Below are 17,696 nucleotides of genomic sequence, written 5' to 3' on the forward strand. Positions count from 1 at the left end.
CGTTAAACCTAGTTTCCGATCTTTTTTTGTTTTAGTGTTTTTTTGAACATTATTCGATTAATTCCTTCAATTACTGCCTGAACACTAGTAGTTACTATATCCTCACCGATTGATTTTGCAGACGCCACGTTCCCGTATGCATCGTCCACCTTTATGGTGACCTCGCATAGCGCATCTGCGCCACCTGAAATTGAATCAAGTTTGTATTCTTTGACTCGCACCTTGGCGATCTCGCCGGTAATCTTTTGTATGGCATTTAGCGCGGCATCAACTGGGCCCACGCCATAATCTGTTCCAATGTAATCAGTGCCATCAATGTTTAGCTTGACAAACGCATAAGGCATTGTGCCTATTCCAGTAGAGACTGAAAATCCTGTTAGTTGAACTATTCTTTTTATCGGGTGCTCAGACAATAGTTCGTTTGCTATTGATAGCAATTCAACTTCGGTCACCTGTTTTCCTTGATCGCCGATTGCCTTTACCTTATCCAAGATTAGCTTTAGCTGCGTCTCACTTGCCTTTACGCCGTATTCTTCAAGCATTGCAGACACCCCGTGAACTCCGGCGTGTTTTCCCACTTGAAGCCATCGGGTTCTGCCAACCAACTCAGGACTTATCGGCTCGTATGTGAGCGGATTATTCAAAATTCCATGCGTGTGAATGCCAGACTCGTGGCCAAACGCGTTTTCGCCTACAATTGCCTTGTTTGGCTGAACTTTGATTCCAACTAGATTTGAGACAAACTTGGAAGTTGCGTATAGTAGTTTGGTATTGATCCCAGTCTCCCACTTTTGCCCATGCCCAAACGGCAAACATTGCAATGCCATGACAAGTTCCTCAAGCGATGCGTTTCCTGCCCTCTCACCAATTCCGTTAATTGTAACGTGTGCACATTGTGCTCCGGCCTGGATCCCAGATATGGCGTTTGCAACTGCCAACCCAAAGTCGTTGTGACAGTGAACACTGATTGGCAAGTGTGATGCTGCGATTGCGTCCTTGGTAATTTCTGCAATATACTGAGGTGTAGAGTATCCAACGGTGTCTGGAATGTCTATTCGGTCTGCTCCTGCCTTTGCCACTTCGGAAAACACGTGCTTTAGGAATTCACGGTCGGATCTTGTTGCGTCCTCTGCTGAAAATTCAACTTGCAAGCCATGAGATTTCCCATATTCGACTGCCTCTATTGCCTTAGATAGCGCCTCATCTCTAGTCATTTTGAGCTTGTACTGCAAGTGAATGTCAGATGTTGCGATGAATGTGTGGATGTAGTTTAGTCCGCAGTCTATTGCTGCATCTATGTCCTTCTTGGTCGTTCGTGCAAGGCCGCAAATCTCTGCAGAAAGGTTTGCCTTTGTTATTAGCCTAATTGCTTGTTGTTCTCCTTCAGATATTACTGGAAATCCAGCCTCTATTGCATCTACGCCAAGCTCGTCTAGCTTTTTTGCAATTTCGAGTTTTTTCTCCGGCGACAGTGCGACGCCAGGTGTTTGCTCTCCGTCCCGTAACGTGGTGTCAAAAATCCTAACTCTCAATCTCCGCCCCTCTGCAATGCCGCAACGCCGGTTTTTGCCATGTCCAAGATTTCGTATTTGGACAATAGCTCCTGAAGGTTTTCTATCTGATCAGGGGTGGCAGTCAATTCTAGCATGATGGAGTCCTTTCTCGCATCGTGGATTTTTGCCCCAAATGAATTTGCAATATTGTTTATCTCCATGGTATCAGATGCCTTTGATACTTTAACTCTAAATAAGACCAATTCTCTATATACGGTTTTTTTCTCATCTAGGCGCTTTACCTCTATCGTATCAATCATTTTGTCAAGCTGTTTTACAATTTGTTCGATCTGCTTCTCATCGCCTATTGTGGTGATTGTCATCTTGGAAAACTCGGGGTTTTGCGTCGTTCCAACTGAGATGCTATCTATGTTAAAGTTCCTCGACCTGAAAAGATGAGTCACCTTAAAGAGAATCCCCGGTTTGTTTTCGACAAGTATTGAAAGTATTGCCCACATTTCAGATCACTACGATGGTAATATCATGTCCTTAAGTGAGGTGCCGGGTGCAACGAATGGAAGCACGTCTTCTTCTGGGTCAATTGGAATATCAATTACGGTTGCCACGTCGCTCTTTAGCCCTGCCTTGATTGCGTTGCCCAATTCGTCGAGGTTTCCCACTCTAATTCCCTGTGCCCCGTATGACTCTGCTAGCTTGACATAGTCAGGACAGTGTTTTTGATCAACGCCAATCATCCTCCTATCATAGAAGGTTCTCTGCCACTGGGCAACCATTCCCAAGGTGTAGTTGTTTACTAGAAATACGATCACAGGCAAGTTGTCAAGAACTGATGTTGCCAACGAGTTTTCAGTCATGTTAAAGCTTCCATCGCCTGCAATGTCCACTACCGGCAAGTCGGGCCTTGCAGTTTTTGCTCCAATCGCTGCCGGGAATCCCCATCCCATAGTTCCCAAACCAGTTGAGCTAAAGAAAGTTCCAGGGTGTATCACATCATAGAACAATGATGCCCACATTTGGTGTTGGCCTACTTCGGTTGTAACAATCGATTGGTGCGGCAATACCTCGCGCAATTTCCTCAAGATTTTTGCAGCTGTAAGCTCGCCGGGGTGTAGCTTCAAGTTTTGTTTCCAGTATTCCTTTACCTCAGTTACGTGATCAAACCATACGTTGTGTTCTGACTTTTTAGTTGCCTTTTGAAGCAACAATCTGAGAAATATTCTCAATGATGCCTTGACATCGCCAACCACTGCAACGCTTGTGGTCTGGTTCTTTCCTATTTCGGCAGGGTCCACGTCAAGGTGGATTATTTTTAGGTGCTTTTCAAATTCTGTAAACGTCCCAACTGATCTGTCGGAGAATCGTGTCCCTATTGCAAGAACACAGTCAGCCTCTGCCATTATTTTATTTGCCTCTGCGTGACCGTGCATGCCTATCGGTCCTACAGATAACGGATGGGTTTCTGGAAATGCGCCCTTTCCTTTGAATGTAGAGACAACTGGAATCATTAGCATTTCTGCAAGGGATTGTAACTCTGCAAATGCTCCTGAAATTATCACTCCTCCACCTGCCAAAATGACAGGCCTGCTTGATGATAGCAGCAAGGTAATTGCTTTTTCTATTGCAATAACGTCAGGATCAGTCCATGGATGATATCCGCGTATTTTGATCTCGTCTGGAAATTCCATTTGTGCCTCATTTTGCTGCACGTCTTTTGGAATGTCAATTAATACGGCGCCAGGACGTCCTGTCTCTGCAATGTAAAACCCTTTTTTGATAACGGTCGGAATTTCAGATGCATGTCTTGGTTGAAAAGAATACTTTACCACAGGATTTGCAATTCCGATAATGTCACTTTCCTGAAACGCGTCGCGTCCAATCATGTTGACTGGCACTTGGCCTGTGATTGCAACCATCGGTGAGGAGTCTGCCTGTGCGGTAGCAAGCCCCGTTATGATGTTAGTTGCTCCAGGTCCTGAAGTTGCAAAGCACACACCGGGCTTTCTGCTAACCCTGCCAAACCCATCTGCCATGTGTGCAGCTGATTGCTCGTGTCTGACAAGTATGTGACGGATGTTACTTTTGTACAACTCGTCGTACATAGGCAAGTTTGCACCTCCCGGTAGGCCGAAGACTTCCTTAACACCTTCCTTTTCCAATGCTTTCATTAATGCGCGAGCGCCAGAGATTGTTTCCATAAATTATTCACCTAAAAAATTCGCTGTAGTATAAATTTACAGCACCAGCTCGACCAGCAGCAGAACCGTAGGGGCAGTCGAACTGTAAATTGTCATATTCAGTGGTTAACACGGATTTTAGCATTATAAACATTACCTTATAGATTCGTAAAAACTCCTGTTGACTTTTCGGTTTAGAATGTCCACGTAGGCATAATGCTTAAACTCGGCATGTTCCAAGCAAAAACGATTTTGTCAGACAGGGAAGAAATCATCAAAATAATTGAAACTTTTTTTGAGGTGGGAAAAACAAAAGACTTGGCACCCCTAAGGGAGATTCAGCTTGACGACAACAGTTTTTCTAGCTTTAGTGACGTTCCGCCATACGATCTCAAGGACTTTAAGACGACCATATCGCTAGAGGAGTTGCGATTCATCAGCATATCAGACTATGATCACCAAATAAGAAATCCAAAGATAAGCGTGTTTGGGGACGTGGCAGTAGTCGCGTTTGAGCTGACACAGAAAGGAATGCTAATAGACAACAAGGCGTACACTGGTGAGCACATCCTAATTGACGGCAGGGCCACATTTGTCCTGATAAAAAAGCCAACGTGGAAAATAGTTCACATCCATCTTTCTAGAGTACCGTAATCAAAAACAGAAAAGTTGTAAAAATTTATTGTGTTTTTGCCGCAGCTGGCTCTGGTTGTTTTTTTGGTTCTGATTTTTGTGGTTTTGGCTTAGACTGTTGTTGTGGCTTTGGTTGCTGTGGCTTTTGCTGAGGTCGCTGCTGGTTTTGCTGCTGCTTTGGTTGCTGTTTTTGCGGAGGTCTTGGTTGATTCTGCTGTGGCTTTGGTTGCTGTGGCTTTTGCTGAGGTCGCTGCTGGTTTTGCTGAGGCTTTGGTTGCTGTTTTTGCGGAGGTCTTGGTTGAGTTTGTTGCGGTTTGGTTTGTTGTTGAGTTGGTTGTGGTGGACGTTGCTGATTTTGTTGAGGGCGTGGTTGATTCTGCTGTGGCTTTTGCTGAGGTCGCTGCTGGTTCTGCTGCGGCTTTGGCTGGTTTTGTTGTGGTCGTTGCTGGTTTTGTGGCAGTCTTCCTGGGAAATTCTGTGAGGGATTGTTTCTTACAGGATATTCCTTGCAGAGTTTTTTGAATAACTCGTATGCTTGGTTGAGATTATAGTTAGAGTGAACTATTGCTCGCACTGCACGAATCATTGGGATTGGATATTGGGATTGCCAAATGTTCCTGCCCATGTCAACTCCCGCCGCGCCTGCCTTGATTCCATTGTACGTCAATGCCAACGCATCGCGCTCTGGAATCTTTGGTCCGCCTGCAATTATTACAGGTACAGGACAGCTGTTTACAACTTTTTCAAAGTTATCACAATAGTATGTCTTGACTATATGTGCGCCAAATTCGGCTGCAATTCTACATGATAGTGAAAGGTATCGTGCGTCCCTTTTTGCAAGTTCCTTTCCTACAGCAGTCACTGCTAAAACTGGTAGCCCGTATTCTTCTGCTTCATTTACCAGATTCCCAAGACTCACTAGGGAGTTGTGCTCGTATTTTGCACCGACAAAGATAGACGTCGCAAGTGCACTCGCATTAATTCTAACTGCGTCTTTTACGCTTGTCGTGATTTTTTCATTTGAGAGATCCTCCCCAATTATGCTAGAGCCGCCTGAAACGCGCAGCACTATTGGAACCGGAAAGTTAGGATCAACTGATGTCCTGACAATTCCTCTTGTCACCATCAACGAATCACAGTACTTTAGTAAAGGACTAATTGTTCGCTTTGGAACTTCAAGCTTCTCTGTCGGTCCTAAAAAATAACCATGATCTATGGCAAGCATTACGCCCCTGTTATTGGTTGGCTTGATTATGCTTGCAATTCTGTTTTTTAAACCCCAATCCATTTCTATTCACTCTCAAAAATTTTGAACCCTTCTTAATCTTTTCTAGCTGTTAATGATTATCTTCATGGCGTTTTCGCCAGTGTGAGCGTGCTCAAAGGCCTTTTGAGATTCAGATAACGTGTACCTATGGGTGATTAGTTTTTTTACATCCACCTTGCCAGACGCGATTAGATCAAGTGATTGTCTGGTATCATGATCGGATGCAGCATAGCTTGGGACCAGCGTCAGTTCTTTAGAGTAAATCACGCTCATGTCAATATCCATCGTAGCGCCTTTTGACGGAACTCCAAAGAGGACAATTGTCCCACCCTTTCTCGTGCACGATATGGCGTCAGATACGGCGCGCAGGCTTCCCGTTGCCACGATTGAAACGTCGACTCCCCGGTTTTGCGTATCAGACAAAAGTTGTGGAATAGAATTTTGGTTTCCCGATGTCAGCGTGGTTACGCCAAATGTTTTTGCAAAATTTAGCCTAAAGTCATTTACGTCAAAACAAAATACCTTGCTAAACTCATTTGCTTGTGCAAGCATCATGTGCATTATGCCAGTAGGTCCAGTCCCAAAGATTGCCGCAGTGTCGCCTTTTTTGAATTGGAACTTGTTCCATGCTCTAACACAGCATGCCAGTGGCTCTATCATTGCAGCTTCGTCAAATGACATCGAGTCTGGAATTTTCAAGACGCCCCCGTGCCTTACGTTCCATTCAGGAACCACGTATTCTTCAGACAGTCCACATGGGGAGAGATTTGTCTCATAGTATTTTGCACACATCGTCTCATTTCCATGCGTGCAAAAATGACAAGAATAGCAAGGCACGTGATGATGAGTAAAGACGCGGTCTCCTTTTTTGAATTCCTTAACATCAGATCCCACATCTAGGATTATTCCGGCAGGTTCGTGTCCAAGGCGCATTGAAGGTTGTCCGTATTTTCCAAACACTTTTTCAACGTCAGAGCCGCATATCCCACAAGATTTCATTTTGATCAAAACGTCTCCGGATCCAAGTGCGGGGTTTTGTACGTCACCAACCTCAACTTTGGATGGACCGGTAACAAATGCCGCTTTCATTGTGTTTTTTACAAGATTTTTTGGGTATATGTGTATTCACGAATTTGAAAAATTTGTGGAGAATTTTCAAACATTCCGTTCGATTCGAACATAAAATCAATTATTACAAAATTCAGACTCACATCAGTAATGTCGCGATGGGACGAGCCAGATAGGTTTGACGATGAGGAAGAATCGAGGCTATTGAAGAAATTCTACAACTATGTAGAGATTGAAAAGAAGGAAACCGAGCGGAGAAAGTTCCTCGAGGTATCCGATAAAAAACGCCCAAGTGTTTGGGGGAACAGGTTCGTACTATCTGCAATAATTCAGGGAGCAGTCATCACGGGACTTACTGTCGCGTTGATCCTAATTCAGGCAATCTTTGCAGACGTAAGCCTAATTGAGTTCCTATCGTTATCAATTGATGGTCCGGCCAAGTGGTTCTTTTTCGGTTATTTCATGTACATAACACTAGTTGTTACAATCGCAATTACTGCGATATTTTACAGTCATCTTGAGACAAATTTGAATCGCCAGGTACGAGGAAGTAAAAAACAACTTGCGTGGGCGCAGCTTGTAGGAATGAATGTCGGTGGGGCGGCAACTACAATACTGATGATGTTTGCAGGACTGAGCGGGGCTGGGTTTATTGACTTTGCCATAGGAAACGAAACTGCCAGCTCTGAAATCATGGACATGATAGAAATTCCAATAACTGGGTTTGCACTTTTATTTGCAGGCGGAATAATTGCAGGAGGCATTGCGTATATTGGAACGTATGTGCAAGGACCGAAGACGGGCAAACTGTCTTTTGCAGACGATAGGAAATACGATAGGATTTAGACTCCGAGAATGGTCTTGAGCATTTTTCTGTAGTCTACTTCCTTTTTTGCGCTGCCAGCAGCTGGCAATGAGAACACGAGTGGTTTTGATTTTGTTGCACGTAGCTTTGTCAAATCAGTGTTGATCGGTGCAGAGATATCATCACTTATCAGAACCAGACCCACGTCAGGATCATCGGCTAGTTTTTTGATTTCTGAAAATGCCTCAGACGGATTATCCACGACTATTCCCTGAACTCCGGCTAATTGAAAACTTGTAACAAAAATTCTGCTACCAATAGTTACAATCTTCACAGTTAGCAGTCTTTTTAATACCAATTTAACTTTTTTTGAGCCCAGATTGTTGGAAACCTTGATTTACCTTTACAATTCAGAGAATACATGTCAGAAATAGATGCAACAAAAGACGTTTACCTTTTTACGCATGGAAGAATGGATTTGCAAACCAAGTCAATAGAAGCACTTGTGGCAAAAGGATTCTCAAAAGACAAAATATTTTCTGCATTGCCAAACAAAGTAGGCAGTGTGGGAGACTACATGGCAATGCTTTGGATGCCGCCAAACCCGGATCACATCAAGATTCAAAAAATTACCAAAGTCGAGCCAGTGGAGCCGGTAGGCATGATTGGATTGTGGAAAGGAGTCTCAAAAGACGACATATCTACCATCCCACTTTAATTCCCCTTTTTGAAAATAGCAGATCCAGGGTTTTGCCACTTAACAATGTAAAAGGTTCTGTGTAATCTACAAGACCTGAACAATGCACTCATCGCTCCAGTCCGTGACCAACTTTGACACATCGACTCTGAGGATTACTGGCTCTTCCAGGTTCCCCCTCATCGCTTCACCTGCGTCACCTTGAGGATTGCAAAACCTGTGCAACCCCTTGCAAGCAATATTCATTGCGGCAACAACATCCCTGTCGCGCCATCGCCTGCAACTACCGCACCACAAATCCCGATGTCTCTGCCTGTCCACTTGGAGTCTCCCTCCGCATGCCGGACATAGCGTGCTGGTGCGCCTTGGATCTATCTTATAGAACGGAACGCCGTCCCATGCTGCCTTGTATGATGTCTGCCTTTCCAGTTCGTAAAAAGACCACGAGTTTAGCTTTCTTCTGAATTTATTTCCCTGGCCGTTTCCCTTTCGGTATAGTTTTCTGATTCCTTTCAAATCCTCAAATATTATTGCAGCCTTGTTTTTCTTGGCATAGTTTACTATTGATTTTGACATTCTGTGGATTCTCTGCCTTATCCTGTCTGCCGCCTTCCAAGTTTTCCGTAAACCTTTTTTCTGATTCTGTGGTCGTTTCTTGTACATGTGGATCTGACGTGAGAATAATTCTCCTTTATTTTGAGCATCTCTGACGTGTTTACTTGGATTATTTCTTTGCCGTTTCCAAATGTGACATTTCTCAGGTTCCTGTCGACTCCTATTGTGAATTCCGTCTGGATTGATTCAACATCCTTGGCAATCGATATTGACAGGGATTGGGGCGTTATGGTAAATGATCTTGGTGTAATGGACTGGTCTGATAAAATTCTGATCAGATGATCATTTAGCAGAATGTTTGCAAATTCCCTGTTACGTACTGGGAATGATAGCAGTATTCCATTGATTTTGAATCCATAGCAGGATACAAGATATGGCTTTTGCACAAACGGTGATTTTGGATTTCTGCCTTTTTTGATGTCTCTTTTCATCTGGGACAGTCTTCCGCATGCTTGCGAGATTGCAGTCATCTTGTAGTACGACATTATATCATAATCCTGCAGTGTGCGGTATGCCAAACTGGATAGTCTTTTTAGCGTAGAGCAGTTGTTTTCAAGACCGATTCTTATGCAGTGGTTCACCATCTGGCGGAATGTCTCCATCATCGATGATATTTCCGAGTTGGGATCAAAGTTTTGCCGCACTGACTTGACAGGCAATGGGAGCATATGGTAGATTTTGGGATTAAAACGATCCGTTGTGTTAGATGTTGACCTCGGAATGACATCGGGGTTTAGGTCTCGTAGATTACACAGAACCTTGTAAAACAAAGGTTATAAGTAAAAAGACGAAATTTTCAAATGATGACAATAAAACTCATATGCGCAGAATATGGTTTTGAGTGCGATTTTGTTTTAGAGGGCAAAAAAAGCATATCCTTGATTCAAAAGCTGCGCGACCACATGGAAAGTGAGCACGGCATAGAGTATTCAGTCGATGCCGTAATTCAGATGATAGTAAACAAGGGTCACTCACGAGACTCCATAAGAAACGAATAGCCTATAATTCAGATATCAGTCCTGACAAAAAATCAGAGTATTCGTCATCAGAAAACGTTACGATTTCAATATTGTTTTCGTCCTGCGCCAATTTGGCAGAGTCAAGATGGTAACAATGTTTCTTTCCTTTTAATTTCCCAAAATAATATCCCTCGCACGAGCAAAAATCAAATTCTGGAGAAATCCAATGTTCTTTTCCCATTCCAACCACGGTCCAGATTTGCCTTTGGCTAGGCTCAAACAGGTGCAGTTTTACTCGTTTTTCTGAAACAATCACGTCTGTTTTATTTTCTGTTTTTTCCACAAGAATTTAATCTCAAATGATGCGTATATTTTTGGTGGTACTAACTAAGATAGTTCCTTCCAAGCCGGCAATGATACTTGAAGGTCAAAAGCGTCACCTAATAGCAACTGATCTGCACATAGGATTTGAAAGCAGTCTGGCAACAAATCTGATTTTTGTTGGAAAAAATACCAGCATCAACGAATCAATCGAGCAGTTATCATCAATCATTGACTCTGAAAAACCAGACGATTTGATTCTGCTAGGCGACGTAAAATCAAGCATAAAGACAATTTCAAGGAGTGAGTGGGACGAGGTTCCGCTGTTTTTAAAAAAGATGCAAGAAAAAACAAACGTCATACTGATTCCCGGAAACCACGATTCCAACATACAAAAACTTGCACCAGACGGAATAACTCTGATTGGTTCGATCGGCCTTGTAATTGAAAACGTTTTGCTCACACACGGCCACACAATGCCAACAGAGAATTTTTCTCATGTGGACAAGATAATTATGGGGCACGTCCACCCCGTGTTTTTTGAGGAAGACTCGGTGTTAAACGGGCAACGGGTATGGGTTTCATTAAAGGCCGAAAAAGAAAAAATATTTCCGTCTACCTCCGGAGAAATAGAAATAACGATAGTTCCATCGTTTAACAGGTATTTTTATGCGACAAAAAAGAAGACATACAAAAAATCAATCTCACCAATTTTAGAAAGGATCAAGGATTTTTCTTCTGCAAAAATTGCCACGCTAGACGGCACAATAATTGGCAATGAGTCGCTTCTGTCCCAAGTAATTTAGAACGGATCGTACGGCTCAAGCGCCCTTTTGGTAGTTTCGTTGGTGTGAAGCCACTCTAGCGTTTTGACAAAAGACTCTGCAAGCTCAGTCGTAGTAAGAACGGGGATTCCAAGCTCAGTTGCCTTTCTGCGAATTTGGAATTCGTCGTAAAGCATTCCCACATATTTTTCCAGGGTTGACGTGGATGGAATATTGATTATAAAGTTGATTTTGCGCTCATAAAGCAAATCAGAGATGTTTGGCTTTCGGTGCGGCTCGCTGATTTTGTAGACAATTTCAACGTCCTGAATATTTTTTTCAGACAAAAATTCTGCAGTGTGCTCTGTTGCAAGTATTTTAAATCCAAGGTGTTTTAGAATTGCCATTGTTTGTAGCATTTTTTCCTTGTTTTCTGCACCGCCGATTGTGATCAGTGCAGTCCCTTGCTTTGGCAGATTATACCCAACAGAAATCAATCCCTTTGCCAGCGCATCGTAAAAGCTATCGCCAAAACACGCGGCCTCGCCTGTTGACTGCATCTCCACACCCAGTACGATATCTGCACCGTCAAGCTGCATAAACGAAAACTGGGGCACTTTGATTCCATGGATTAGTGTTTTCTTCCACTTGTCTGAAGGTATGTTAGGCAGGGGTTTGCCCAGAACCGCGCGTGCCGCAAGGCTGATGAGATTTGTCTTTATCAGTTTAGAGACAAACGGCATTGATCTAGACGCCCTAATGTTTAGCTCAATTACGTAAACTTGATCGTTATGAATCAGAAATTGTAAATTGAACGGGCCTTTGATGTTAAACGATTTTGCAATCTTGTTTGAATAATCAGTTATGGTCTCAACTTGTTTATTGTTAAGGCGCCACGGCGGGATGACCATCATTGCGTCGCCTGAATGAACGCCAGCGGCGTCAATGTGCTCCACAATTGCGCCGATTATGACATTTTTTCCATCAGATACGCCATCCACATCAACTTCAAGCGAGTTTAGCATGAATTTTGTAATCACCACGGGATGATCAGGCGAAAGCGTGGTTGCCTCGCCGACATACTTGGCAAGTTCTTCTTGTGACCACACCACTTTCATTGCGGCTCCACTTAACACGTAAGATGGTCTTACCAAGACGGGGTATCCGACCTTTATTGCAAATGATTTTGCCTCAGAAAAGCTAGAAAACGCCTGCCATAGAGGCTGCTTTATGTGCAATTTGTCAAGGATTTTGCTAAACTTGGAGCGGTCCTCAGCCATGTCAACATCTTCTGCAGACGTGCCCAGGAGATGAATTCCCGCCTTTGCAAGCTGTGGCGTCAGATTGTTTGCAGTTTGTCCGCCCACAGAGGTGACCATGCCCTTTGGATTTTCAAAGTCGGCAATGTCCAGAATTCTTTCAAGGGTAAGCTCCTCAAAGTAAAGCCTGCTGCAAATATCATAGTCAGTTGAGACGGTTTCCGGATTACAGTTTACAACAATTACGTTTTGTTCGCCATTTTCTTGCAACCCCCAAACCATGTTGACTGTTCCCCAGTCAAACTCTACGCTGCTTCCAATTCTATACGGTCCTGCACCCAGTACAACTACGCCCCTCTGATCGGAACTGACTTGAATGTCGTTTTCAGTTCCCCCATACGTCATGTAAAGATAGTTTGTCTTTGCCGGCCATTCCGCTGCAAGTGTATCAATTTGTTTTACAATTGGAACAACACCGAGTTCTTTTCGGAGTTTTCGCACCTCGAATTCATTTTTGTTTATAGCCCGCCCTATTTGCCTATCAGAGAACCCAAAGTGCTTTGCTTTATGCATAAGTTCAGAGTTCATCGGTTTTTCCTTTGTCTGTTGTTCTACGTCAACGATGTTTCTTATTTTTTCGATAAACCATGGATCAATTGAAGATAGTTTTTGGATTTTTTCAACTGATAGTCCTTTCTTAAGAGCGGCTGCAACATAGTACAAAATATGATCATTTGGATTCAAAAGATGATTTTCAATGTCTTCCACATCGTATGATTTCCCATTGCCGCGGTTGAGGACCAGCCCATCATTGCCAATGTCAAGCATCCTGATTGATTTTTGCAATGATTCCTCAAATGTCCTGCCAATTGCCATTACCTCGCCCACCGACTTCATGGTAGGACCAAGCTTGCGGTTTGCAAGCTCGAATTTAGCAAAATCCCAGCGAGGGTGCTTGCACACGATATAGTCCAAGGAGGGCTCAAAGCACGCAGTGGTAGTTTTTGTGATGCGGTTTACAAGTTCTGGTAGTGAGTGTCCAAGCCCTATTTTTGCAGACATGTATGCAAGCGGATATCCGGTTGCCTTGCTTGCAAGAGCAGATGATCTTGAGAGTCTTGGGTTGATTTCGATTGCAACATATCTATCAGAGGTGGGCTCTAGCGCAAACTGGATGTTGCATTCGCCTACAATCCCAACGTGTTTTGTTGCGCGAAGTCCTGCAGAGCGAAGCATGTGGTATTCATGGTTGTTAATTGTTTGTGACGGTGCAACAACAATGTTATCGCCAGTATGAACCCTCATTGAAAGAACGTTCTCCATGTTGCACACTATGACATTGTTTCCCTCATAGTCTTGCATTACCTCATATTCGATTTGTTTCCAGTGCCCGATGTATTCCTCAATGAGCACTTGTCTTACAAGACTTGCATTTAATCCGCGTTCAACAATTTCGTGCAATTCGTATTCATTGTAGGCCACACCGCCTCCCTTGCCCCCAAGTGTGTACGCCACTCTGATTATCACAGGGTAGCCTAGTTCTTCTGCGGCATTTTTTGCATCGTCAAACGTGTTGACAGTTTTACTCTTGAGTACCGGGACTCCGCACTCTTTCATGGAATCCTTGAACAGCTGCCTGTCCTCTGTTTTTTGGATTCCAGGGATTTGCGTTCCAAGCACTTTGACTCCATATTTTGTCAAGACTCCCTGCTCGCCAAGATTTACACCACAGTTAAGCGCAGTCTGGCCGCCATACCCCAGCATTACGCCGTCTGGTCGTTCAGATTCAATTATTGACGAGACATACTCGGGAGTAACTGGTAGCAAATACACTTTATCGGCAAAACGGGTATCTGTCTGAATTGTAGCGATGTTTGGATTGATCAGCACGCTTTTCAGACCGTCCTCCCGTATGGCCTTGAGGCATTGACTGCCGGAGTAGTCGAATTAGCGGTCGTTTTTGCGACTTTCGCCTGCTTCTCCGATCTTTATTGCCCCACTACCAAGAACTAGAATTTTTTTCAGGCTCTCATTTCTTATTAGAATCTCCCCCCTTGATCAAACTTTTCAGCTCTTCAAAGACGTATTTACAGTCATATGGCCCAGGCGATGCTTCCGGATGAAACTGGACTGCGATGACTTTTTTTTGTTTGTGCTTTATGCCTTCGACTGTATTATCGTCTGTATTTGTAAACCATAATTCAAAATCAGTTTTTCCCAACGAGTCAGGATTAATTCCATAACCGTGATTTTGGCTTGTGACATAGACCTGGTTATTTTTCAAATTAAGGCAGGATTTGTTTTGCCCCCGATGACCGTATTTGAGCTTGTAAGTTTCTGCGCCGCCGGCAAGCCCGATTATTTGTGCGCCAAGACAGATGCCAAGTGTCGGAATATTTTTTTCAATTAGCTGTTTTGCAGTTTGAATTGTTTGCGGGCATTTCTCAGGATCACCAGGACCATTACTTAGCACCACTCCTTTTGGATTATACGATAATACTTTTTCAATCGTTGCGTTCCATGGAAGCTTTACCACCCTGTATCCCAGGTCCCGAATGTTTCGTATGATTGCGTTTTTCACGCCAGTGTCAATCACCACAATCGATTCACTCTCATTGCCATAGATGTGTTCTTCTTTTGTTGAAACCTGGTCCATGAATTCCTCTGACGAGTACGATTTGGCTTCCGCGAGTTGTTTTTTGATAGACTCTACATCAATTTCAGAGTCAGATACCACGAGTGCTGCCATCATGACGCCTCCAATTCTGAGTTTTTTTGTAAGCTCCCTCGTGTCAATTCCAGAGATTCCAGGCACCTTTTCGTTGTATAGCCATTCATCTAAGGTCATGGTAAGATTCCAGTGGCTTGCAACCTCAGATAGCTCGTGAACCACCAGTCCCCGTGCCTGGATTTTATCAGATTCAAAGAATTGAGATATTCCCGATTTATCCATTAGTGACGGGTCTGGAACGCCATAATTCCCAATTAACGGATAGGTCAGTGTCAGGATTTGGCCTGCATAGGATGGATCAGTCAAAGTCTCAGTGTATCCCACCATCCCAGTGTTGAACACCAGTTCTCCAAAAACGGTCTTTTGGTACCCAAAGCCCTTGCCGTCAAGAACCGTACCGTCAGATAAAATCAGTTTTCCGTATTTGTTTGCAAACTGGGCTTTTTTTATCGAAATTGTGACCCTCAAAAAGTGGATTTCTAAGCTGATTTAAGTTTTATGAGAGATGATCGCAAACAAAAAGTCAGAGTGCTCTGAACTGCTCGCTCCACTTGTAGTAAGCTCGGATCATGTCCATCGAAACGCTCGGCTTTCTTCTTCCCATCATTTCCTTAAAGTCATTGGTGGTCAGATCGCGCGGTTGCGGTGGCGTTTCGCCTGCAACTGGCTCGTGATAGTCAGGTGCGCTAAACAACTCGTTTACAATCATTAGTTGTGCAGACTGGCAGATGTCCTTAATGTCACTTGCGCTGTATCCGTCAAATATTTTTGCAAGCTCATTTGACTTGACTTTTTCGTCCTTTTTGAGCGGATGAGTGTACAAATCAAACAGTTTCTCCCTTGCCTCAAGTGTCGGCAGTGGAACATAGACTCTTTTTTGGAATCTTCTCAGGAATGGCCAGTCAAGGCTCCAAGGCTTGTTCGTAGCACCAATCACATACAGCTGGATGTCCTTTCCTTTGCCGTTGATTCCATCCATTTCTGTTAGGAACTGGTTCTTTGTTCTAACCTCGCCTCCAACCTCGCTGTTTCTATTTCCCAGAAGGGAGTCGATTTCATCTATGAATAATATTACTGGCTTGTGCTCGCGCTCGGCATATCCTCGTGCCATCTTGAATACTTTGGAGACGTTCTTTTCTGCCTCGCCAAGCCACTTGCTCATCATCGATGCCGCATCAACCACTATGAAATAGCCGTCAATTTCGTTTGCAGTTGCCGCTGCAAGGACTGTTTTGCCACATCCTGGTGGGCCATAAAGTAAGATTCCTCGGGGCCAGCCAAGCGGAAACAGGTCAGACCTTTGTGTAGGATACACGATTGACTCGCGCAGTGCGCTTTTTGCATCGTCTAGACCAACTACCTCTTTCCAGCTAACGTCTGGCTTTTCTTTCATTATCAGGTCATCAAAATCATCTTCGTCCTTTTTCTTTTCAAGTGACGCTTTTTGCTCTGCAGGAGTTGCGTTTGGATCAACTGCTGGCTCTATGTCCACACCGCGTGTCATTTGGAGCGCCTTTATTCTATTTTCATAAGCGCGGCATCTTTCGGTGTAAACCTTGTTTAGTTTGTTATCAGGATACAAGTGGATTAATTTTACAAGAGAATCGATTGCTTTTTGGTAGCTTGCAATTGCCATGCCCCTTGCGCCTTGGGAATCAAGCTTTATTGCGTCAGAGGCATACTTGCTTGCATTATTTTCTAATTCTTGCGGGGCTAGACTCATCTCAAATCACCTGTTCGTACTGGACTGGAGAACTTTGTTGGTATTCTGGTGTGTAAACAGGTGTAGCAGATTTTGTTAAATTTATTCTACCTTCTTTTGAGGAGGTCTCAGGCCTTACCTTATCGTCAAAAAACAGACTTGATGATACATCGCCTTGCGCTGTCTTTATTTCAGACACTGAGGACTGGGCGGAAATTATCAGTTCTTGTATTTGGTCATTTATTTCCCCAAGTGAAAAAGTCGAATTTCTAATCAGGTCCGTAAACTCTTTCAAAATGGCATATGCATCATGCTTGTGGTGGTATTTCATGAGCACTTGCTCTGCCAGTCCAAGTATCATGTCCAAGTCTTCTAGTTCCTCACGAGACATTTTTGCTATTTTTTGTTCGTATTTTGGGTTCGATTCTAGGAGTCTTTTTTTGACGAGTGCAGATATGCCCCTGACCTTTTCCACATCTCGGTCTAAACTGCTTGATTCAAAGGACTTCATGAGCATCACAGGCTTGCTAGAAATTTAGATTAGGGTACTGCTTGCGAATTTTAGATTCTGCTATCAAATTTACTTCATCTAGGATTTGTTTGGATTCGAGGTTTGTTTGCTTAAAGTCAAATTTGGCCTCAATCAAACTCCCCGAATCCATAACAATGCTGCCCAAAATCCCGGATAGCTCAATGAAATCCTGACTAATATCAGGCGACGTAAGATAGATGTTAGAGTTAACAGTCCTCAAAATGGATATCATGGGAGACACGGTTTCGGTGATGTTACTGATTTGAGATATTGAGTCAAGTCGTTTTTGAATCATTTTGATTGCAGTTATTGCAGAGGTCAGGATCCCTTCAAATTCTACCTGTTTGTTGAACTCGTAGTTTTCTGCAAGCACCCCTTCGTTTTGGAGATAGAACTTCAGGTTGGATTTTCTTGCCAGCACCCACTGCTTTTGCAGTTTATCAAATATGCGCTGTACCAGATACGCAGAGTATTCCAGCCTTGGCTTTATTGTAAGGGCGTACGGGTTTGGAAGAACGCGCACCATATCATTTACAAATACTGAACTTGCGACCATGTCTTGATCATCAACCCAGATTTGTGTTTATTAGAACGGTGTCACAAATTTTGGTTTAACCGCAGTTACAGTATGCAAGGGGTACAATCTAGAGTTTTT

The 17,696-nt window shown here is 43.5% G+C and carries 18 protein-coding genes and 1 pseudogene; 5 read left to right on the forward strand and 14 right to left on the reverse strand.

Features of this window, described 5'->3' with window-relative positions; translation table 11 throughout:
- Positions 1-8: 8 nt before the first annotated feature.
- Genes NKMY2_RS08105 through ilvB form a run of 3 tightly spaced genes read right to left on the reverse strand, consistent with a single transcriptional unit; the run spans position 9 to position 3,709 of the window.
- Positions 9-1,532, reverse strand: coding sequence for a 2-isopropylmalate synthase (locus tag NKMY2_RS08105; RefSeq protein WP_042686928.1), 1,524 nt, complete (start codon positions 1,530-1,532; stop codon positions 9-11).
- The gene (ilvN, locus tag NKMY2_RS08110) at positions 1,529-2,011 is read right to left on the reverse strand and encodes an acetolactate synthase small subunit (RefSeq protein WP_042686930.1); all 483 of its coding nucleotides are present in this window, start codon (positions 2,009-2,011) and stop codon (positions 1,529-1,531) included. Before ilvN ends, NKMY2_RS08105 begins: the two co-directional genes overlap by 4 nt.
- A gap of 9 nt (positions 2,012-2,020) precedes the next feature.
- The gene (gene ilvB / locus NKMY2_RS08115) at positions 2,021-3,709 is read right to left on the reverse strand and encodes a biosynthetic-type acetolactate synthase large subunit (protein WP_042686932.1); all 1,689 of its coding nucleotides are present in this window, start codon (positions 3,707-3,709) and stop codon (positions 2,021-2,023) included.
- Between the two features lie 195 nt (positions 3,710-3,904).
- On the opposite strand from ilvB, the gene NKMY2_RS08120 reads away from it, so the two are divergent.
- On the forward strand, positions 3,905-4,342 hold the full coding sequence (locus NKMY2_RS08120) for a YybH family protein (protein WP_238549812.1): 438 nt from the start codon (positions 3,905-3,907) through the stop codon (positions 4,340-4,342).
- Positions 4,343-4,367: 25 nt separating this feature from the next.
- Here the strand turns inward: NKMY2_RS08120 and lsrF are convergent, their stop codons facing one another.
- Positions 4,368-5,609, reverse strand: a complete 1,242-nt coding sequence (gene lsrF / locus NKMY2_RS08125) for a 3-hydroxy-5-phosphonooxypentane-2,4-dione thiolase (protein ID WP_052347655.1) — start codon at positions 5,607-5,609, stop codon at positions 4,368-4,370.
- A gap of 42 nt (positions 5,610-5,651) precedes the next feature.
- Positions 5,652-6,677 (reverse strand): zinc-dependent dehydrogenase, encoded by a 1,026-nt coding sequence (locus NKMY2_RS08130; protein ID WP_042686935.1) that lies wholly within the window; start codon positions 6,675-6,677, stop codon positions 5,652-5,654.
- Between the two features lie 129 nt (positions 6,678-6,806).
- Between NKMY2_RS08130 and NKMY2_RS08135 the strand changes: the two genes are divergently transcribed.
- A complete protein-coding gene (locus NKMY2_RS08135; protein ID WP_052347657.1) occupies positions 6,807-7,502 on the forward strand; it encodes a hypothetical protein in 696 nt (231 codons plus the stop codon).
- Here NKMY2_RS08135 and NKMY2_RS08140 read toward each other — a convergent pair.
- Positions 7,499-7,795, reverse strand: coding sequence for a V-type ATP synthase subunit F (locus NKMY2_RS08140; RefSeq protein WP_042687341.1), 297 nt, complete (start codon positions 7,793-7,795; stop codon positions 7,499-7,501). The genes NKMY2_RS08135 and NKMY2_RS08140 overlap by 4 nt on opposite strands.
- 87 nt (positions 7,796-7,882) lie before the next feature.
- Between NKMY2_RS08140 and NKMY2_RS08145 the strand changes: the two genes are divergently transcribed.
- Positions 7,883-8,179 (forward strand): hypothetical protein, encoded by a 297-nt coding sequence (locus tag NKMY2_RS08145; protein ID WP_042686937.1) that lies wholly within the window; start codon positions 7,883-7,885, stop codon positions 8,177-8,179.
- Positions 8,180-8,245: 66 nt separating this feature from the next.
- Here NKMY2_RS08145 and NKMY2_RS08150 read toward each other — a convergent pair whose 3' ends face one another.
- Both NKMY2_RS08150 and NKMY2_RS08155 read right to left on the reverse strand, forming a co-directional pair.
- Positions 8,246-8,821, reverse strand: a complete 576-nt coding sequence (locus NKMY2_RS08150) for an IS200/IS605 family accessory protein TnpB-related protein (RefSeq protein ID WP_081781897.1) — start codon at positions 8,819-8,821, stop codon at positions 8,246-8,248.
- Positions 8,752-9,432 carry a hypothetical protein gene (locus NKMY2_RS08155; protein WP_157832501.1) on the reverse strand — a complete coding sequence of 227 codons (681 nt, stop codon included), beginning with the start codon at positions 9,430-9,432 and terminating at the stop codon, positions 8,752-8,754. Before NKMY2_RS08155 ends, NKMY2_RS08150 begins: the two co-directional genes overlap by 70 nt.
- Positions 9,433-9,576: 144 nt before the next feature.
- Here NKMY2_RS08155 and NKMY2_RS08160 point away from each other — a divergent pair, with 144 nt between their 5' ends.
- The gene (locus NKMY2_RS08160; RefSeq protein ID WP_042686944.1) at positions 9,577-9,771 is read left to right on the forward strand and encodes a DUF1059 domain-containing protein; all 195 of its coding nucleotides are present in this window, start codon (positions 9,577-9,579) and stop codon (positions 9,769-9,771) included.
- A 1-nt stretch (position 9,772) separates the two neighbouring features.
- On the opposite strand, the gene NKMY2_RS08165 is transcribed toward NKMY2_RS08160, so the two are convergent.
- On the reverse strand, positions 9,773-10,075 hold the full coding sequence (locus NKMY2_RS08165) for a hypothetical protein (protein WP_042686947.1): 303 nt from the start codon (positions 10,073-10,075) through the stop codon (positions 9,773-9,775).
- A gap of 34 nt (positions 10,076-10,109) precedes the next feature.
- On the opposite strand from NKMY2_RS08165, the gene NKMY2_RS08170 reads away from it, so the two are divergent.
- Positions 10,110-10,859, forward strand: coding sequence for a metallophosphoesterase (locus NKMY2_RS08170; protein ID WP_042686949.1), 750 nt, complete (start codon positions 10,110-10,112; stop codon positions 10,857-10,859).
- On the opposite strand, the pseudogene carB reads toward NKMY2_RS08170, so the two are convergent.
- From carB to NKMY2_RS08195, 5 genes and pseudogenes are all read right to left on the reverse strand, one after another.
- Positions 10,856-14,116, reverse strand: a pseudogene (carB, locus tag NKMY2_RS08175) (carbamoyl-phosphate synthase (glutamine-hydrolyzing) large subunit). The gene NKMY2_RS08170 and the pseudogene carB overlap by 4 nt on opposite strands.
- Entirely contained in the window at positions 14,106-15,275 is a 1,170-nt protein-coding gene (gene carA, locus NKMY2_RS08180) for a glutamine-hydrolyzing carbamoyl-phosphate synthase small subunit (protein WP_420887353.1), read from the reverse strand. Before carA ends, carB begins: the two are co-directional and overlap by 11 nt.
- A 55-nt stretch (positions 15,276-15,330) precedes the next feature.
- Positions 15,331-16,530 (reverse strand): AAA family ATPase, encoded by a 1,200-nt coding sequence (locus tag NKMY2_RS08185; RefSeq protein ID WP_042686953.1) that lies wholly within the window; start codon positions 16,528-16,530, stop codon positions 15,331-15,333.
- Between the two features lies 1 nt (position 16,531).
- Positions 16,532-17,020: a hypothetical protein gene (locus NKMY2_RS08190; protein WP_042686955.1), complete on the reverse strand. Its 489-nt coding sequence runs from the start codon at positions 17,018-17,020 to the stop codon at positions 16,532-16,534.
- A 16-nt stretch (positions 17,021-17,036) separates the two neighbouring features.
- A complete protein-coding gene (locus NKMY2_RS08195) occupies positions 17,037-17,597 on the reverse strand; it encodes a hypothetical protein (protein ID WP_052347659.1) in 561 nt (186 codons plus the stop codon).
- Between the last annotated feature and the right edge of the window lie 99 nt (positions 17,598-17,696).

Origin of the sequence: Candidatus Nitrosotenuis chungbukensis, assembly GCF_000685395.1 — an archaeon.
Classification (GTDB): Archaea; Thermoproteota; Nitrososphaeria; order Nitrososphaerales; family Nitrosopumilaceae; genus Nitrosotenuis; species Nitrosotenuis chungbukensis.